General features: G+C 64.0%; 14 protein-coding genes. 11 read left to right on the top strand and 3 right to left on the bottom strand.

Annotated elements, in window-relative coordinates; genetic code table 11:
- Positions 1-181 precede the first annotated feature (181 nt).
- From ABZS29_RS17590 to ABZS29_RS17575, 4 genes are read left to right on the top strand one after another with little or no spacing between them, the layout of a single operon-like run.
- Positions 182-940 (top strand): hypothetical protein, encoded by a 759-nt coding sequence (locus tag ABZS29_RS17590; protein WP_355463018.1) that lies wholly within the window; start codon positions 182-184, stop codon positions 938-940.
- Positions 937-2,454, top strand: coding sequence for an amino acid adenylation domain-containing protein (locus ABZS29_RS17585; protein ID WP_355463016.1), 1,518 nt, complete (start codon positions 937-939; stop codon positions 2,452-2,454). The genes ABZS29_RS17590 and ABZS29_RS17585 overlap by 4 nt, the downstream gene beginning before the upstream one ends.
- A gap of 5 nt (positions 2,455-2,459) precedes the next feature.
- Positions 2,460-3,437, top strand: a complete 978-nt coding sequence (locus ABZS29_RS17580; RefSeq protein WP_355463014.1) for a hypothetical protein — start codon at positions 2,460-2,462, stop codon at positions 3,435-3,437.
- Positions 3,437-4,849, top strand: a complete 1,413-nt coding sequence (locus ABZS29_RS17575) for a bifunctional dTDP-4-dehydrorhamnose 3,5-epimerase family protein/NAD(P)-dependent oxidoreductase (RefSeq protein ID WP_355463012.1) — start codon at positions 3,437-3,439, stop codon at positions 4,847-4,849. Before ABZS29_RS17580 ends, ABZS29_RS17575 begins: the two co-directional genes overlap by 1 nt.
- Here the strand turns inward: ABZS29_RS17575 and galE are convergent.
- The gene (gene galE / locus ABZS29_RS17570) at positions 4,799-5,791 is read right to left on the bottom strand and encodes a UDP-glucose 4-epimerase GalE (protein ID WP_355463010.1); all 993 of its coding nucleotides are present in this window, start codon (positions 5,789-5,791) and stop codon (positions 4,799-4,801) included. The two genes, ABZS29_RS17575 and galE, sit on opposite strands and share 51 nt — an antisense overlap.
- A 227-nt stretch (positions 5,792-6,018) precedes the next feature.
- Here galE and rfbB point away from each other — a divergent pair, with 227 nt between their 5' ends.
- The gene (gene rfbB / locus ABZS29_RS17565) at positions 6,019-7,005 is read left to right on the top strand and encodes a dTDP-glucose 4,6-dehydratase (RefSeq protein WP_355463008.1); all 987 of its coding nucleotides are present in this window, start codon (positions 6,019-6,021) and stop codon (positions 7,003-7,005) included.
- Between the two features lie 19 nt (positions 7,006-7,024).
- Complete coding sequence (locus ABZS29_RS17560) at positions 7,025-7,843, top strand: sugar nucleotide-binding protein (RefSeq protein ID WP_355463006.1); 819 nt, start codon at positions 7,025-7,027, stop codon at positions 7,841-7,843.
- Here the strand turns inward: ABZS29_RS17560 and ABZS29_RS17555 are convergent.
- Complete coding sequence (locus tag ABZS29_RS17555; RefSeq protein WP_355463004.1) at positions 7,840-9,153, bottom strand: MFS transporter; 1,314 nt, start codon at positions 9,151-9,153, stop codon at positions 7,840-7,842. The genes ABZS29_RS17560 and ABZS29_RS17555 overlap by 4 nt on opposite strands.
- 96 nt (positions 9,154-9,249) lie before the next feature.
- Here ABZS29_RS17555 and ABZS29_RS17550 point away from each other — a divergent pair, with 96 nt between their 5' ends.
- Positions 9,250-10,431, top strand: coding sequence for a UDP-N-acetylglucosamine--N-acetylmuramyl-(pentapeptide) pyrophosphoryl-undecaprenol N-acetylglucosamine transferase (locus ABZS29_RS17550; RefSeq protein ID WP_355463003.1), 1,182 nt, complete (start codon positions 9,250-9,252; stop codon positions 10,429-10,431).
- Here the strand turns inward: ABZS29_RS17550 and ABZS29_RS17545 are convergent.
- The gene (locus tag ABZS29_RS17545; protein ID WP_355463001.1) at positions 10,428-11,432 is read right to left on the bottom strand and encodes a hypothetical protein; all 1,005 of its coding nucleotides are present in this window, start codon (positions 11,430-11,432) and stop codon (positions 10,428-10,430) included. The two genes, ABZS29_RS17550 and ABZS29_RS17545, sit on opposite strands and share 4 nt — an antisense overlap.
- 227 nt (positions 11,433-11,659) lie before the next feature.
- Here ABZS29_RS17545 and ABZS29_RS17540 point away from each other — a divergent pair, with 227 nt between their 5' ends.
- From ABZS29_RS17540 to ABZS29_RS17525, 4 genes are all read left to right on the top strand, one after another.
- Positions 11,660-12,307: a leucyl/phenylalanyl-tRNA--protein transferase gene (locus ABZS29_RS17540; protein WP_355463000.1), complete on the top strand. Its 648-nt coding sequence runs from the start codon at positions 11,660-11,662 to the stop codon at positions 12,305-12,307.
- A gap of 94 nt (positions 12,308-12,401) precedes the next feature.
- On the top strand, positions 12,402-12,689 hold the full coding sequence (locus tag ABZS29_RS17535) for a phosphopantetheine-binding protein (protein WP_355462999.1): 288 nt from the start codon (positions 12,402-12,404) through the stop codon (positions 12,687-12,689).
- Between the two features lie 202 nt (positions 12,690-12,891).
- A complete protein-coding gene (locus tag ABZS29_RS17530) occupies positions 12,892-14,739 on the top strand; it encodes an amino acid adenylation domain-containing protein (RefSeq protein WP_355462997.1) in 1,848 nt (615 codons plus the stop codon).
- Between the two features lie 15 nt (positions 14,740-14,754).
- On the top strand, positions 14,755-16,188 hold the full coding sequence (locus ABZS29_RS17525; RefSeq protein ID WP_355462995.1) for a condensation domain-containing protein: 1,434 nt from the start codon (positions 14,755-14,757) through the stop codon (positions 16,186-16,188).
- The last annotated feature ends 670 nt before the right edge of the window (positions 16,189-16,858 follow it).

Raw genomic sequence — 16,858 nt, 5'->3', positions numbered from 1 at the left:
AGCGATGCTCGCAGGCGTGCTCCGCGAGGCGCGGCACGAGTCCGCCTTGATCACCGCCGAGGCGAACGGAGTCGTGCATGCGGCCATCCCTGTGTCGAGACCACGCTCGATCCTGTTCCCGGCCCCCAGCCGAGATCCTGGAGCGGTTCTCGGCAGGGCCTCAGTGGCTCAGCTCGCCCCGATGTCTGCAGCTGCCTGCCTGCTGGTCGGAGGAATCTCCAGCACTACGCTGGACTTCCTCTACAGCCAGGCGTACGACGTGTGGGAGTTGCTGTTGGCTGCCAGCCAACAGGTCGCCCTGACCCTGAGGCTGCACAATGTCGCGCTGTACTTGCCGAGCCGTCCAAGCGCAACGCTCGAAAGTAGCACGGTCTCACGCATTGGCGACGACTACCTACTGCCGGTTCCTGCCGGCGGGGTACGCGAGTACTCCACTTCCCTGGCTCGTCAGCAACGGCGTGTCATCCAGAGCGATCTGCGTCGCCTCAGCGCGTGTGGGTTGCGCTACGGACCGCTGTCCTTCGAGGACCTGCTCGGGGAGCGCAGCATCAGGTTGATCTCCGCAGTGAAGGCTGGACGCGGCGCGCCTGAAGATCCGCGCCTGCTCCGGATGCGGTTGCGGCACTTGGTGACGAACATCGAGGAGCCGGCAGCGTTCGGAATCTGGGATTCAGCCGACTGCCTGAACGGAGTGGTGCTGATGGGATCCGGCAACGGCCGGCTCGAGCCGCTGGAGTTCGGAGTTCCGGACGACGCGGATCACCGTCGTCTGCTGTACGCAATTGCGCTGGTGTACGCACCGATGCAGGTTGCGGCCGAGCGGGGAATCGGCATGCTGCGATTAGGCCCTACATCGCCGACGCCGAAGCTGCTGCGCGGAGCACAGCCCATAGCGCAATGGGCTGCTGTGTCATTAATCAGAGAGAGTGAGGTCGCATGAGCTTCGTGCCTGGTGCAAAGGATCCAGCGGGCGCTGCGTCGCTGGCCCACCTGCTGACGAAAGCACTGGACGTGGCCTCGGACGAACTGGCCGTCACTGACGCCTACGGATCCCTCACCTATGCCCAGTTGCATGCCCACGCGTCTGGGCTGGCCGAACTTCTGCTCGATGATCACGCCACGTCTCAGGCGCCGGTCGCCGTCGCATTGCCGCTGTCTCGCTGGGTCCCTGTGGGCTTCGTCGCGGTGCTGGCGTCCGGCCGCGCCTACGTACCTCTCGACGTCCGCCTCCCAGAGGAGCGGCGGAAACGGATCATCGAGGACGCAGGCTGCAGCCACGTGATGGAGCTGGGCATCAACGGAGCCCCGGTGCTCCATGCACTCAGTGACGGGCGTCGCGTCGGTGCCTCCGTGACGGGTTCGCACGCGCGGTCCTGGGTCGAGGCGCCCGCCGATCATCCGGCATACATCATGTACACCAGTGGATCCACCGGAACTCCCAAAGGCGTTGTGGTTTCCCGTGCTGCGCTCGCGTATTCAACGGCGACAAGGGTGGCCTTCTACCGCGACGATCAGCCCGAGCGCCCGGTCCTGATGCTGTGCTCGTCTCCTTCCTTCGACACATCGGTGGCCGGCATCTACTGGGCCCTGGCCACCGGTGGCCATCTGGTGGTCCCGAGTCCGATTCCTGGGCATGCGGCATCGACGGTACGGGCGTGCGCCGAGTACGGCGTTACGGCAACCTTGGTCCTGCCACGGGTCGCGGAGCTGCTGGTCGACCGAGCCGGGGACAATGAACTGAAGTCGTTGCGAAGCCTGATCGTGTGCGGAGAGGAGTTTCCCGCTGCTCTGCTGACGAAGCTGGCCAAGCGATTGCCCGACGCAACGATCTACAACGAGTACGGTCCGACCGAGGGAACCGTCTGGTGCCTCGCCCACCGGTGCTCCGGTATCGAGTCGCCAGTACCTATTGGTACGCCGATCCCAGGCACGGAAGCCGTGATCGTCGACGCAGCGGGGCGGTCGCTGGATGGCGACAGCGAGGGCGAATTGTGGATCTCGGGGCCTGGTCTCTCGTCCGGCTATCTAGGACGCTCGTCCGACGAGGGATTCCCGTCGGTGGACGGTCGGCGTTACTACGCGACTGGAGATCGGGTCGCACGGCGAGACGGGCTATTCCACTATCGAGGTCGGGTCGACTTCCAGCTGAAGGTCGGTGGTATGCGACTCGAACCCGAAGAGATCGAGAGGGCGCTCCGGAACGCGGTCGGCGGGCTGGACACCGCGGTAGGCGTCGCGCCGTCCGATGCCGGTCCGGTCCTGGTCGCCTTCGTGGTGAGTGGCGTGGAGGTCGACGTACGGCAGATTCGTCAGCAATTGCTGGCCACTCTGCCGGCGGTTGCGATCCCAAAACATCTAGTGACCCTCGACACTCTCCCGGTCGGCGCACGGGGAAAGCTGGATCGAACGGCGCTCAACGCGATGGCGGCTCACCAGCTCGCTGTCGCGCACTGAAGCCCATGCCGAGTCCTCATGTCCCACTGGCGGATCTGACGATCGAGAATGAATTGTCGGCCGCGACCGGAGATCGGCGCACATCGGCCCAGGTGTACGTGTCCGAAAGCCCAGGCGTCGAGTGCCGACTGGTCAGTGTCGAGATCTCCGAGGTAGCGACCTACTCGACTGAGTTCCGCGCCGCCTACGGACTCCCTGACTCGGGCCCGGTGCACCTCGTCGGCGGAGGCATGGCCCACGGCAGAGCCGCGGTGACACCCACCGGTGGTCGGGAGCAGCCTGTCCAGGCACTGCTTCGGCAGGCGCTCGACCGCGCCTACGACCAGGGCGCGTACGCCATGACACCGTACGCACAGCTTGAGTTGGCGACGGCGGCTGCACCGTTTCTGATCAGCTCGCAGCCGGCCGTTGACGCCTGGTACACGCTACCGCTGCAGGGTGCGACCGACCTGGAATCTTTCCTTGCCTCCCTTCCCCGTAAGGCGCGTGGAACGTGGCGTCATGACCTCCGGACCCGCGAAGAGCTCGGGGTCGTGAGCCGGTGCGTGCCCGTGGCCGGGCACGAGGACGAGTACGGACGCCTGCTCTCGTCAGTGGAGCAACGGAACGGTCAACCGACCTCGGCGCGTGTGGCGGCATTCCGGCTCAAGTCCTTGACTGTCCGGCAGGGTGAATTCTTTGCGATCGAGTCCCGGATCGCCGATGAGCTCGTTGCAGTCGCAGTGCTGTGCAGCTCCGGCCGTTACCTCGATGGGCTCAGCATCGGGCTCGCTTCCGGCATGGCGGGCCACCGTGATCTCTACCACGTTGCCGGCTACTTGGCGACCCTCGAATACGGGCTTGACCACGGCGTGGAGCTGATCGGCTTCGGCCGATCGCACCACCAGCCGAAGAAAAACCGTGGGTGTGAGGCCGAGCCGTTGTCCAGGCTTGTCTACTCCACCTCGCCGAGTGAACTCACTGCTTCGAAAGGGCCGATGTGATGACTGAGCCTCAGGTTGCGAAGACTGCCATCCCTGGTCTGTTGGTCCTCCGATTGCCTGTCCATGCGGACTCGCGCGGCTGGTTCAAGGAGAACTGGCAGCGCACGAAGATGACGGCGCTAGGCCTGCCCGACTTCGGACCGGTGCAGAACAACATGTCGTTCAATGCGGCCCGCGGCGTCACCCGTGGGATCAATGCCGAGCCATGGGACAAATTCGTATCCGTGGCCACCGGCCGGATGTTCGCTGCCTGGGTAGACCTGCGAGAGGGCGACTCCTTCGGCGCCACTGTCCATCTGGAGTTCGGGCCGGACGTTGCGGTCTTCGTTCCGAGCGGGGTCGGCAACTCATACCAAGCACTCGAGAACGGCACGGTCTTCAGCTATCTCAACAACGGCCACTTCGTGCCTGGCAGGCAATACCAGACACTGAACCTCGCCGACGAGACAATCGCCATTCCCTGGCCGATACCGCTCGACTCGGATGCGGTGGTGATCTCGCAGAAGGACCGTGATCACCCGCGACTGACCGACATTACCCCCGTCCAACCGAAGAAGCGGCTGATCCTGGGCCGGAGCAGCCAGTTGGGTCGCGCGCTGGCAGCGGTGTTCCCCGACGCCGACGCTGTCGACCGATCCGAGCTGGACATCACGTCCGAGCACGCAGTCGCAGCATGGCCGTGGAGCGACTATGCCGTCGTACTCAACGCTGGTGTCGGCGTCGATGTCGACACCGCAGAGCTCCCAGATGGCCGCCGAAAGGCGTGGGCCGTCAACGCATCGGGTGTGGCCAGACTTGCAGCGGTTGCCCGTGAACATCAGTTGACGCTGGTGCACTACTCGTCTGGCTATGTCTTTGACGGTACGACTGAAGAACACACCGAAGGCGAGACGCCGTCGCCTCTTGGCGTGCACGGACAGTCCGTCGCCGCTGGCGAGGTGGCGGTGGCCACGGTGCCCCGCCACTACCTGCTGCGTACGTCTTGGGTGATCGGAGACGGTGAGAACTTTGTACGCAGCATGAAGCGTTTAGCAGAAAGCGGCATCGACGCCGAGGTTGTGGATGATCAGATCGGCCGGCTCACCTGCACAGAGACGCTGGCTGCGGCCACTAAGCACCTGCTGAGGTCCGCGGAGTACGGCACCTACAACTGCACCAACTCAGGTGAACCATTGTCGCGGCATGCGATCGCGGCGGAGATCTTCGAGCAGTCCGGTCGCTGCAGTGGAGACGTCCGTGCGACTTCGACCGAGGTGTACTCCGCAGCAAACAACGGTGTCGCGCCGAGGCCACCCCGTTCAGTGCTTGTGCTCGACAAGCTCCGGGCGGCCGGCTTCCAGCCAGAACCACAACTCGACGTGCTACGGCGATATGTCGCCGACGGGGGACGCGCTACCAGCAGCGAGGCGTGACCTCCAGGACGACCGCACCATCGACTCGAGATCGTGTCGCATGACCCACTCCAGATCCCGGCGGGCAAGCTCGCCGCTCGCGGCGATCCGTGCCGGGTCTCCCGGGCGTCGTGGCCGGATCGCCGGTGTGAAGTCGATGGCGGTCACCTCGCGGATCGTGTCCATGACCTGTCGCACGCTCCACCCGGTTCCGGATCCAAGGTTGTAGACCGGTTCAAGATGCTTGCCTGCAGCAAGCTTCTGTGCGGCGATCAGGTGGGAATGTGCCAGGTCCGCGACATGGACGTAGTCGCGGACACAGGTGCCGTCCGGTGTCGGGTAGTCCACGCCGAAGATGGTCGGTGTCACTCCGCTGGTGAGCGCGTCGAAGACCAGTGGGAAGAGGTTGTGCGGGCTTGCGTCGTACAGACCGGCGTGACCCGATCCGACCACGTTGAAGTAACGCAACGAGGTATGAGTCAGCTGGCTGCTGCGGGCTACATCGGCGATCAACCATTCGCCGATCAGCTTTGACTCGCCGTACGGACTCTCTGGACGTGCCGGCGTGGTCTCTGTCACCTCATCGACATCGGGTGACCCGAACGTGGCGCACGAGGAGGAGAAGACCAACTTGTCGACGTTGCCGTTGAGCATCGCCTGGAGGAGGGTGGCGGTGCCAGTGACGTTCTGGGCGTAGACATGCAAGGGCTGCTGCACGGAAACCCCCGCATACTTGAATCCTGCGGCGTGTATGACGCCCTCGACGCCGTACTTCGCGATCGTCTGTTCCAGTTCGCGACGGTCGAGGATCGAGGATCGCACAAGCGGCACGTCTGCGGGGACGAAATTCGCGAAGCCTGTAGACAGGTCGTCGATCACCACCACGTCCATGCCGCCTTCCAGCATTGCCTGCACGACATGCGATCCGATGTAGCCCGCGCCTCCGGTAATCATCCAAGTCACGGTTCGATGATATCCACCGGGCCGGGCCTGGATGTCGCCTCTTGCAGGTTGCTGCAAATTCCCGAATAGCAGTGGACGGCTGTTGCTCAAGGCCTCAGGATGATCCAGTCGATCGGCCGCAGAGCTCTCTTCGTTGTTCGTGGCAACGGCCACGACGTCGTCGCGATGGTCATAATTTTTAGTTGCCGTCAGACATGCCGTTATGGACTAGCAGGAGGTTGACCTCAATGAGAACTGTCCTCGTGACAGGTGGCGCAGGCTTCATCGGCTCGCACTTTGTCGAGCAGTTGTTGCGAGCAGGCGACATCGGTGCCGTAACGGTGCTGGATGCACTCACCTACGCGGGTGACACGAACAACCTGGCCGGAGTGCGCCACGACGCCAGGTTCACCTTTGTCGAAGGAAACATCCTGGATGCCCCACTGGTGGACTCTCTTGTCGCCGGACACGACGAGGTGGTGCACTTCGCCGCCGAATCCCATGTGGATCGGAGCTTCTCGCAGGTCGCTGAGTTCTTGTCGACCAACGTGGCCGGGACCAATACCCTCCTGGACGCGGCTCAGCGCCATGGAGTCAGCAAGTTCGTGCACGTCTCGACCGACGAGGTGTACGGGCCGATCCGGACCGGCGTCGCGACCGAGAAATGGCCGCTCCGCCCGACCGTTCCGTACGCCGCGTCGAAGGCTGCCAGCGACCTGATCGCCTTGTCCTACTACCAGACCTTCGGGCTCCCCGTCTGCGTGACTCGGTCGTCGAACAACTATGGCCCACGCCAGTTCCCCGAGAAGCTCATTCCCGCCTTCGTTACCAAGCTTCTCCAGGGTGAGCTGGTGCCATTGCACGGGGATGGTGGCCATGTCCGCAACTGGCTTCACGTGGAGGACAACTGCGCCGGGGTCGACCTCGTGCTCCGTCAGGGAGTACCCGGCGAGATCTACAACATCGGTGGGGGCACGGATCTGAGCACCCGGGAGCTCACCGGGCTGCTCCTCGAGGCCCTCGGGGCCGGCTGGGAATCGGTCCGCAACGTCCCGGACCGCCGCAGCAACGACATTCGCTATGCCATCGACTGGACGAAAATGGCGGACGAGCTGGGCTACCAGCCGCGTCGTCAGTTGGCAGACGGACTGAGCGAAACCGTTGCATGGTACACAGATCACTGGGTCGGTGGATCTCGCCAACGGCAGAGCGCCTCGCCGAGTGGCGCTCGCTGACTTCTGAGCCAGGGTTCTCATGCGAATCTTGATCACCGGCGGCAACGGTCTCCTTGGCCGGGAGCTTGTACGGCAGTGCGTTGCCACCGGACATCTCGTGACAGCAACGTACTTCTCGCAGCCGGGCGATGCAGACGTACCGTGGCGCCATCTCGACGTCCGAGCGAATACTGAGGTGCGTGAGTGCCTTGACAGCACGCGCCCTGACGTAGTGATCAACACCGCGTACCTGCGCTCGGGCTGGGCAACCACTGCCGATGGAGCAGCGCAGTTGGCTGCCGCGGCAGCTGCGGTAAGAGCCCGGATGATCCAGGTCTCCAGCAGGGCTGTCTTTTCCGGGCTGGCTGAGGTCTACGACGAGACCTCATCGCCTGATCCGATCTCGGCCTACGGTGCCGCCAAGGCGGCCGCTGAGGTCGCCGTCAGGTTCCTGCAGCCCAACTCCGTCATCGCGCGTACCTCGCTTATCATTGGATCGGCGGGGGACTCCGACCACGAGCGGCTCGTCCACATGCTGGCAGCTGGTGCGCCCGGAGCGCTGTTTACGGACGAGATCATCTGTGCAGTCCACGTGGCGGACCTGGCGGCGGCTTTGCTAGAGCTTGCCGAGGGTGAACGCACGGGCGTGCATCACCTGGACGGTCCGGACGCCATCTCGCGCTATGAACTCGGCCTGCTTATCGCCGAGCGCGACGGCCTCGCCGCCGGGAAGCTACAGAAAGCGACCCGGGTCGGTCGTGGGATTCCTGGGCCGGTACGGGTGGTGCTGGACAGTACAAGCACCCAGCAACATCTCCGCACCCGGTTGCGCGGAGCCCGCGAGTTCCTGCGGCCTTAGCTGCTCTGCGACGCTCCTGCTTCTGTGACCTCTTCAGCCGGCGAAAAGTGACGCTGGCGAAAGCGCTGAGCCGCAGCGATCGCAGGGTGTATCGCAATCAGGGCGACCAGGTAGATCGCCGCTATGATGGCCCACCCATAACCGCCTGACCCGTCGTGCCAGTCGATGGCCAGCCATGTGAACACCGCCGGCGCCCAGGCACTGCCCGCCTGGTTGGCGGCGCGCGCAACGCCGCCGTACTCGCCTCGTCGCTCCGGGTCCATCAGCTCGGCCTGCATTGCCCAGGCGCCCGAACTGTGGGCGAGCTCGGCACCGGTAACAGCTAGGTGGCCCACCCACACCAGCGCTGCGGTAGCCAGTCCGCGAGTGTCGTGGGTCGCAGCAGTAATAGCGCAGGCAAGGACGAAGAATCCCCCTGCCCAGCGCATTCGTGTGAGTGCGTCGCTCGTGGTCCGCACCCCCTTGGAGGTGTGTGCCGGAAGCACGATGCATAGCACCGTGTTGGTGACAAGCAACCAGGCAAGCAGCCAGCGAGGCGCATCCGTCGCTGCCACCAGCCACAGCGGGATCACTGTCACCAGCAGCACGTCATAGCTGGTCAGCGTCCCGTTGAGAACTGAAGCGATGATCCAACCCGGATTGCGGAGCGGCCCGGGACCTCTGTGCTTCGTCGGTGCTCTCGTCTCACGACGCTCTGCGCGGCGGATATCGTGCGGTGCCTTTGGCAGGCGGGTGATCCAGATGGAGTTGGCGAGATAGAGGGCTGCAGAGAAGAGGGGAACTCCCCAACGCAGCACTGCGTCGAACGGAATCGCCAGAGCTACACCGGCCAGCAGCGCGCCAACGGTGAAGCCGACGTTGAGGCTGGAGTACATGTGGGCTTGGGTATCGACCCGTTCGTCCGGTGGGAGGACGTCGAGCACGTAGGCGTTCCGTGCCGAACTTCCTGCGGCATTGACGATACTGAAGAGTGCCAGCACCACGATGTAGGCAGCGAAGCCATGGATCAGTGGCCACAACGCGAACTCGATGGCACCGATAAACGCACAGACGGCCCAGGTTCGTCGCAGCCCTATCCGGTCAGCGAATCGGCCGGCGAAGTAGCTGAAGAGAAAGCTGATGACTCCGGCGATCGTCAGTCCGAGGCCCACCTGTGCCGGGCTCAGACCAACGAAGTGGAACAAGTAGAACGCTGCCCCGGTCTCAAACGTCCCGGCTCCCATTGCCCATAGCAGGGACTGCAACGCGAGCTGGCGCGAGATCGGCGTGGGTGGGATCAGCTTGCTGAGGAATCTCCGGGCCGTTGGCACCGGAGCATTCAAACATGGCTTCCGGCATCCATGTCGGTGGTTGCACCTTGTTGCAATCATCGGACGGGCGAGCAGAAACTGGCATACTGCTCCCTCGTGACAATCTTCGTGCAGAAGCATTTCCGGCTCCTGGTGACCGGGGGCGGAACGGGCGGCCATACCTATCCGGCGCTTACCACAGTCAGGGCGCTCACCGCTCGGCTCGGAGTCTCCGGCATTACCACGGAAGTCGTCTGGGCAGGCAATCCGGACGGGCTCGAGGCGACCGTCGCAGCCTCGGAAGGGATCGCGTTCCGGCCCGTGGCTACCGGAAAGGTGCGCCGGGCGAGTAGTCCGCTGGGTATGCTCACAGCCCGCAATGCTGCGGACATGGTGCAGGCTGCGAACGGTGTCGTGCAGGCCAGGTCCGTCGTGCGGGACTTCCGCCCGGATGTTGTGCTGTCGACCGGCGGCTATGCGGCGGTGCCGATCGGACTCGCCGCCAGACAGTTACGCCGGCCTCTGGTCGTGCACGAGCAAACGGTGCGTCTGGGACTCGCCAATCGTGTTCTCGTCCGCGGCGCGACTGCCATCGCGATCTCGGAGTCGTCGACGATGGATCTGCTGCCACCGCACGTTCGCGCGCGAACTGTGGTGACCGGCAATCCGATCCGGCCTGAGCTGTTCTGCGGAGATGCTGCTCGAGCGACGGTCGCACTCGACCTGTCCACGTTCGATCCGGACAAGCCGGTCGTGTACGTGACGGGTGGTGCGCAAGGCGCGGTTCAGATCAACCGGCTTGTTTCAGCTTGCCTGCCAACGCTGCTGGAACATGCGAACGTGATCCACCAATGCGGCCCGAACAATACCGAGGCCATGGCTGAGCAGATCGTAGAGTTACCCGGACATCTCGCCGCGCGATACCGGGTCGTGGGATTCGTCACTGACGCCCTACCCGATGTCTTGGCGCTGGCAGACCTCGTGGTGTCCCGCAGCGGCGCCGGAACTCTCGCGGAGCTGACCGCCCTCGGTAAGCCGGCGGTTCTGATTCCGTTAGCGTCGTCCGCAGGTAACGAGCAACTGCACAACGCCCATCGGCTCCGCGACCTCGGCGCAGCGGTAGTCCTGGACGGCGATATCACGTCCATGCAGCTGGAAGCAGCGATCACTGCGCTTCTGACCAACCCGGATCAGCGGCTGGCCATGGCCAGCGCTGCCCGTGCCCACGGCCGCCCTGACGCGGCGCATCACTTGGTCGACGTACTACTGCAGGCTGCGGGAACGGGTATCCCCTCCTAGCGCGGAAAAGGAGTGGCGAAACCGCAGAAGCGAGGGATCGCGACAGCTCCTCGGTGGGTCTTCGCCTGGCCTGATTCCATGCCCATCCTGATCCGGGTCAGGCCTTTGGCACGGGCGAGCGTCAACGGGGCGTGATAGCCGAGAGCGAGATACAGCTCGAGCCGGTACGCGGTGTCCGGCTGGGGCAGGCCGATCTCGTAGACCTCCAACTCGTCGCGATGGACAAGCATCGTCACCGCCGCCAGGCCGTCCTGGTCGCAGGCCACGTGCACAGAGACGTCCTCGCACTCGTCCCACAGCTCCATCCGGTACTCCACCAGCTCCGCATGGTCCTCCAGACCTTTGTGCCGGTTCTGCCGTGCGATGAGCTCGGCCGCATGACCGTCATGGTCGGACCACGACGAGGTCTCGACCGAGATCCCGGCTTCAGCGATACGCCGCTGGTCCTGCCGGAGGAGCTGCCGTGTCCGCTTCGGCAGATCCGCCGGGGCTCCATGGATGACCGCCGCAGGGAAGGCGTACTCGTCGAACTGGGCCTGCCAGGTGATCGATCCGAAAATCTGCTCAGCCAGGTGCCGCTGGGCTGTGTCGTAGTAGGAAAAGTGCAGCTGACGGCCGATCAGCTCCGGCATTTCGGCGCACATGTCCCGAGCTGCCTCGATGACATCGGGCCGGTTGACGCAGTGCACACCTGCGCGGACGTCCTGCCGTCCACCGATGAAGGCGCATTCGTCCAGTGGAGGAGGTGGGGGTCCGCCCCAGGCCTCGGGTGAGTGCAACTGATCGGTCCAACGGTCGCCGCGGCCGAGGAAGATAGGCACCGCGGCGACGAGCCTGCCGTTCTCGGTCACGCTGACTATGCGTAACGCCCATCGGGGATCGTCGCTGATCTGCTGGATCCGGCCGAAGGAGCCGACGGCCCCCAGATCCATTCCCAGATTCGCGAACTCGTGCGGATCGATCGCACTCCATCTGTTGCTGAGCTCAGCCACCAGAGCCATGAATGCACCTCACGTCATTGCCTCCGTAGACCCATACAATCGCTCGGAGCGCGAAAAACCACCAAAACAAAGGCATTGTGCCACGGAGCGAGGGCGATTTGAGAACGTCATGGGTGCACGACTTCTGGTCGGCACGAGCAGAACCACCCCCACATGCCCCGGTTGCCTTCGGCGGTGATCTCGAGCCTCGCACGTTGCTTGAGGCTTACCGTAGTGGAATCTTTGCGATGCCGACCACCGACACCGAGGTCGCCACCGGCTATGCGGAGTTGTACGCGGACGAGATCGACGCAGGGCTGATCGAGGTGGTCGGGCCGACCGCCGAGGCGTTCATGACTCCGTGGTGGTCGCCGGACCCACGTCCGTTGATCCCAGTCGGCCAGCTGCACATGGATCGGCGATCCAGGAGCTTCCTGCGGGCGCCCAGAGGCTGGCGGGTCACCGCCGACACCGCTTTCGCAGAAGTTGTTGCCGCGTGCGCTGAAGACAGGCAACCGCGTTGGATCACGTCGGCCTTGACACGGGCCTTCGAGCAGCTCCATGCCCAAGGATTTGCGCACAGCATCGAGGTCTGGGAAGGCGACCGCCTGATCGGTGGAGCCTTCGGCATCGGATTCGGGACGGTCTTCTCCTTGGACTCGATGTTCCACCGAGAGACCAGGGCATCCAAAGCGGCACTGATCGCACTCGAACACTGCCTGGTACAGGTCGGTGTGGAAGTCATCGACGCCCAGTGGGACAGCGCCCACTGGCGCCAGCACGGCGCGATTCTCACGAACCGGACCGAGTACCTCGAAAGACTGGGCGGCGGTCAGGAGCCGTTCGTGTTGTCGAAGGAGGAGCGCCTCGTTGAGGACATCTGCGGCGCATCCTGACGATCGACCGCGAGCGATGACAAAACGTGCAACAAGGCCCAATTCATCGTCGAGTTCACGTATCGTTCCGCAGGGTCGAGACGAGGAGAAGATGGTGCACAGCGAACAGGACATCAGCGCAATCGGTATTGAAGCGGTTGTGGCACGACACTGGAGGGAGATCCTGGGCGCGGAGGAAGTAGGCGCCGAGGACAACTTCTTTGGCCAAGGCGGAAGTTCGCTGCTGGCGATGAGACTGACGGGGCAGTTGAAGAAGGAACTGCGGGCGCCGATTGCCGTGCGCTGGGTCTTCGACCACCCAACCCTGGCCGGTCTGACCGCCAAACTGCAGGCCGAGCTCGGGATCGGTGCGATGCAGGGTGATACGCAGCACGATGCCTGATCGGAGACCGGCAACGGACGTGGTGATCCACGTTCTCGACCACCTCGATCTGAGCCGGCTCGACAAGCTCGCCGACGACTGGTCCTGCCCGCCGGCGGCGATCGTCATCGGCGTCCTGGCCTACGTTGCGCAGACCTGGAAACAGCACGAAGGTGTACGGGTCCGGTGTCGTGCTGGAAAGGGGCGAGACGACGCCGACTCCGTGACCGCACCGGTGGATTGGCTGGCGGTCGACAGCACCGGCGCACTCGAACAAGTGGCGCGGATGACGGCCCAATCGCTCTTCGGTGGCGCCTGTAGTCTGTCCTTCAGCCGCGCGGACGGTCCTTGGCTACAGTTCGGCGACCTTCCCTGGGTGCGCATCGAGCACGGACCGACGGGACTGCAACTCAGAGTGCGAGATGATGCCGGCGCCGACCAGACCGTCGTACCGACGTCGTTTCTCAGGTCGTTGCGTGCGGCGGTTCAGAACGCCGTCGTCGAGCCCACGCGCAGAATGAAAGAGCTTGAGCAACTCACCGATGCCGACCGCAAGCATCTGCTCAAGTTGGGTCGTGGAGCACCACCGGTAGCTGCACCGAGAGATTCGGTCGTCAGCCGGATTGTTGCCTGCGGTGCGGCGCAGCCGGAGAAGATCGCGCTGATCCACCAGGATTCGGCCTATACCTACGCCGAGGTGATTCGGCACGCCGCTTCCCTAGCGGCGACGTTGCGCCGGGACGGAACGGGCACGGGGGATCGGGTCCTGCTGGCCATGCGACGTTCCCCGGAGGCAGTCGTCGGAATTCTGGCGGTGCTCATGACCGGTGCCGCTTACGTACCTGTGGATCCCGCGGCGCCGGCCGCTAGGTTGGCGCAAATTGTAGGTCAGGCGGCTCCGACGGCTCTTCTGTACGCCGGTGGCGAGTTCCTGGACGGAACTCCGGCCTGGGCAGGAGCAACGAATTGTCTTGAGGTCGCACTGGATCATCCGGCTTCGTTTCGGGCGGACGAGGTGGCCGGAGATCCCGGTGACCTGGCCTACGTGCTTTTCACCTCCGGAACGACTGGGACGCCGAAGGGCGTCCAGATCACGCAGGAGGCGCTGGCCCACATGTGCTCGGAGATCTGCGCTGCCTATCGAATCTCGGAGGCCGATCGAGTCCTGGGGTTCGCACCGCTGCACTTCGACGTCTCCGTCTTTGAGATCTTCGCTTCGCTCACGGTCGGGGCGACGCTGTGCCTGGTCAACGAGGATGAACGCCTGGACCCGGATCTCCTGACCGGGCTGATGCAGCGTCATCGAGTCTCTGTAGCCGAGCTTCCGCCCGCCTTGCTCCCTATGCTGGACCCGGACGAACTGACCGATTTGCGGCTGTTGTCGGTCGGCGGTGAGGCGTTTCCGGGACACCTTGTCCAGGACTGGGCAAGCCCGGACCGCGAGTTCTGGAATGGATACGGCCCCACCGAGACGACCGTCGTTGTCACCGTCAAGAGGTGCGAAGGCGTCTACTACGAGAACCCGCCGATCGGCCGGCCATTGGGTGGGTACCGCGGGTTCGTGGTAGACGAGCACCACCGACTCGTACCGCACGGTGCGTACGGGGAACTGGCCATTGCCGGCCCCTGTGTCGCGCGCGGCTATCTCGGTGCGCCCGAACTGACCGCCAGGCAGTTCGTCCCTGCGGTCGACGGGGACGGCGTGATGTACCTCACCGGTGATCGTGTCTGCTGGCGTGACGACGCCGACCTGCATTTTCTTGGCCGGATCGATCGACAGGTCAAAGTAGCCGGGCATCGAATCGAACTTCTCGAAGTCGAAGCAGCGCTGGCCGCTCATCCTGCGGTCGCCACGGCCGTCGCCGACGTGGTGGAGTTGAACGGCAGCCCGACGCTGATCGCCTATTACGTCGGTGAGACAGTCGGACTGCCCGATCTCCGTGACTTCCTGGCGGACGCCCTTCCAGCCTATGCGCTTCCTGCGCGGCTGATCCCCGTGGAGCGAATTCCGACGACCTCGACCGGAAAGATCGATCTCCGGGCGCTGGCGTCCGCCGACCACACGACCTGAACTTGGAGTTGATACATGGTCAAGGAGCAAGACGTCCGGAACGGATCAGCGAGCGCAGGCGAGCTCAGTCGCAGTGAGGCATCGCCGGCCGGCCGCATCCAGAGGGAGGTGCCGTTGTCCTACCAGCAACAGATGCGGTTGCGCCGTGATGTCGCCTTCCTCGATGCGAACCGGCCGATCGACAATCACCCGGCCGGCGCCGTGTACAGCGTCACTGGGCCCTTCGACGTCGTAGCCTTCGAGCAGGCGTGCGGCGATCTCCTCGTCCGGCATCCCGTTCTGACCATCGGCTACTCGCTGACGTCCGGGGTCCCGCAGACGGGGTACTTACTCGATCCAGCGCTGTTTCGGGTCCGGCATGCGGAGTCGGTCACAGCTCTCGCCAATGCCACTAACGCCGTGCATCGGTCAGCTTTCGCTCCCGATGACTTCAAGATCCAGATCACCTGGGCACCATCTACGGGAAGCGAAACAGGTCGGATCCTGATTGCGGCCGACCAGATTGCCGTCGACGGCAACTCGTGGACGACGCTGCTGCGAGACCTGTCCCAAGCCTACGAACTACGTCTGCGGGGGCGGAGCCTCGCAGAACTCGAACCTGCCGCCGATTACGCCCAATACGCGGCCGAGCAGCGGGCCAGCCTGATGTCGGCTGAGCTGACTGGCCGGATGGCGTACTGGCGAGGCCAGTTGGATCCGCTGGCGCCGTTCGGCGAGGAAGTGCTGGCTGGAGCCAGGCGTCCGCCCGCTGGGCCGCGGTCTGCGCGCCAGATCAGGTATAGCTTCGACTTCGACCTTCTGCTCGCTGCGCAGGAGACGGGCACGACTCCGTTCAGCCTGGCCATGGCGGTGCATGCTGCAGTGCGCTACGTCAGATCGGGCCGGAGCGTGGTGACGACTCATTGCACGGCCGATCTGCGAGGTGCGGAGTACGCAAACTCGGTAGGTTGGTTCAGTGGAGTACTGGTGGTCCGACACAAGGTAGCCGTTGACGACACTCCTGCGGAACTCGGGTCCGCCTTGCTTGGTTCGGTGTTCGACGCGGTTGACAACGCTGTGCCGCTCGCGATCCTGCAGCAAGAACTCGAGCCAGATCGCCTCCGGAGCCGGCACTGGCAGCCGATGTGCTTCCTTGACGTGCGTGATATGGAAGATCAGAACAGTCTGCAGCTTGCCGGATGTACCTTGACAGAGATCGAAGACGACCTGTCACTCCCCGGGCTGCGCGATGGCGTTGCTTGCTGGTTCACCTCCGCAGGACAACGCACTGATTTGCTGATGCAGTTCGAAGCCGAGGCCTGGACCCGTGACCATGCCGAAACGTTCGTTGCCGATCTGGAGTACGTCTTCGATCTGGTATTGCAGGACCGTGACTGCACCATTGCGGAGATGGCGGACCGGGACTGGCCGGAACAACGTCAGCCTCGGAACAAGGTGCTCTTCACCTGACTGTGGTCATGATGCGCTACCGCGCTGTTGCCTAACCGCTCACCCGTTGACGAGGCAGGACGCTCCATGTGAGTTTCGCCGGAGTCGCCAAGAGGCAACCCACTCGTGTTACACGGCGTTGCCTAGATCGGTTCCGGCGATTCAATCTCTACAGGCGAGATCTCAGGAGATGGCGATTTCGCTGCGTACGGAGGCATCGGTCTCCGGGCTTCACTTCCGCGTCAACCGGGACGAGGATCGCATTCGGGTTGGCCGGTCGACGGCCTGCATCAGCCGCTTGTGTGAACATCCCTAGTCCTTCCCCAGTGGTTCGAGATGGACCCGCGGTGAGCCGTTTTCCGGTCCGACTTGTCGTGGATCGTGATGATCTTCGCGGTCAGCTCCGTGTCGCGCTGCTCTTGCGCCACCAGTCGCACACGACCTCGACGGTCACGGTCCTGCCGTCGTACGACCAGGTCCCCTTGCAGTGTGAGCGAGTCGGCCACTCGGTCTCGAAACTACCGTCGGTGACGGCTGACGCTGTCGTGCTTGCCTCCTGTGGTCAGTACGAGGGCGAGTCCTGCGGCAAGACAGGCTATGCGCTTCATTTGGGTCCCTCCGAGTGCCAGCGGCAGAGTCGCTCGAATTCTGTCTGCTCGAACTTCTTGCCGGCAACGAAGTTGCATCAACC

It is taken from the genome of Kribbella sp. NPDC005582 (assembly GCF_040605415.1).
GTDB lineage: Bacteria > Actinomycetota > Actinomycetes > Propionibacteriales > Kribbellaceae > Kribbella.
Note: the sequence above shows the minus strand (reverse complement) of the source record. Positions and strands in the feature narration are given on the sequence as shown.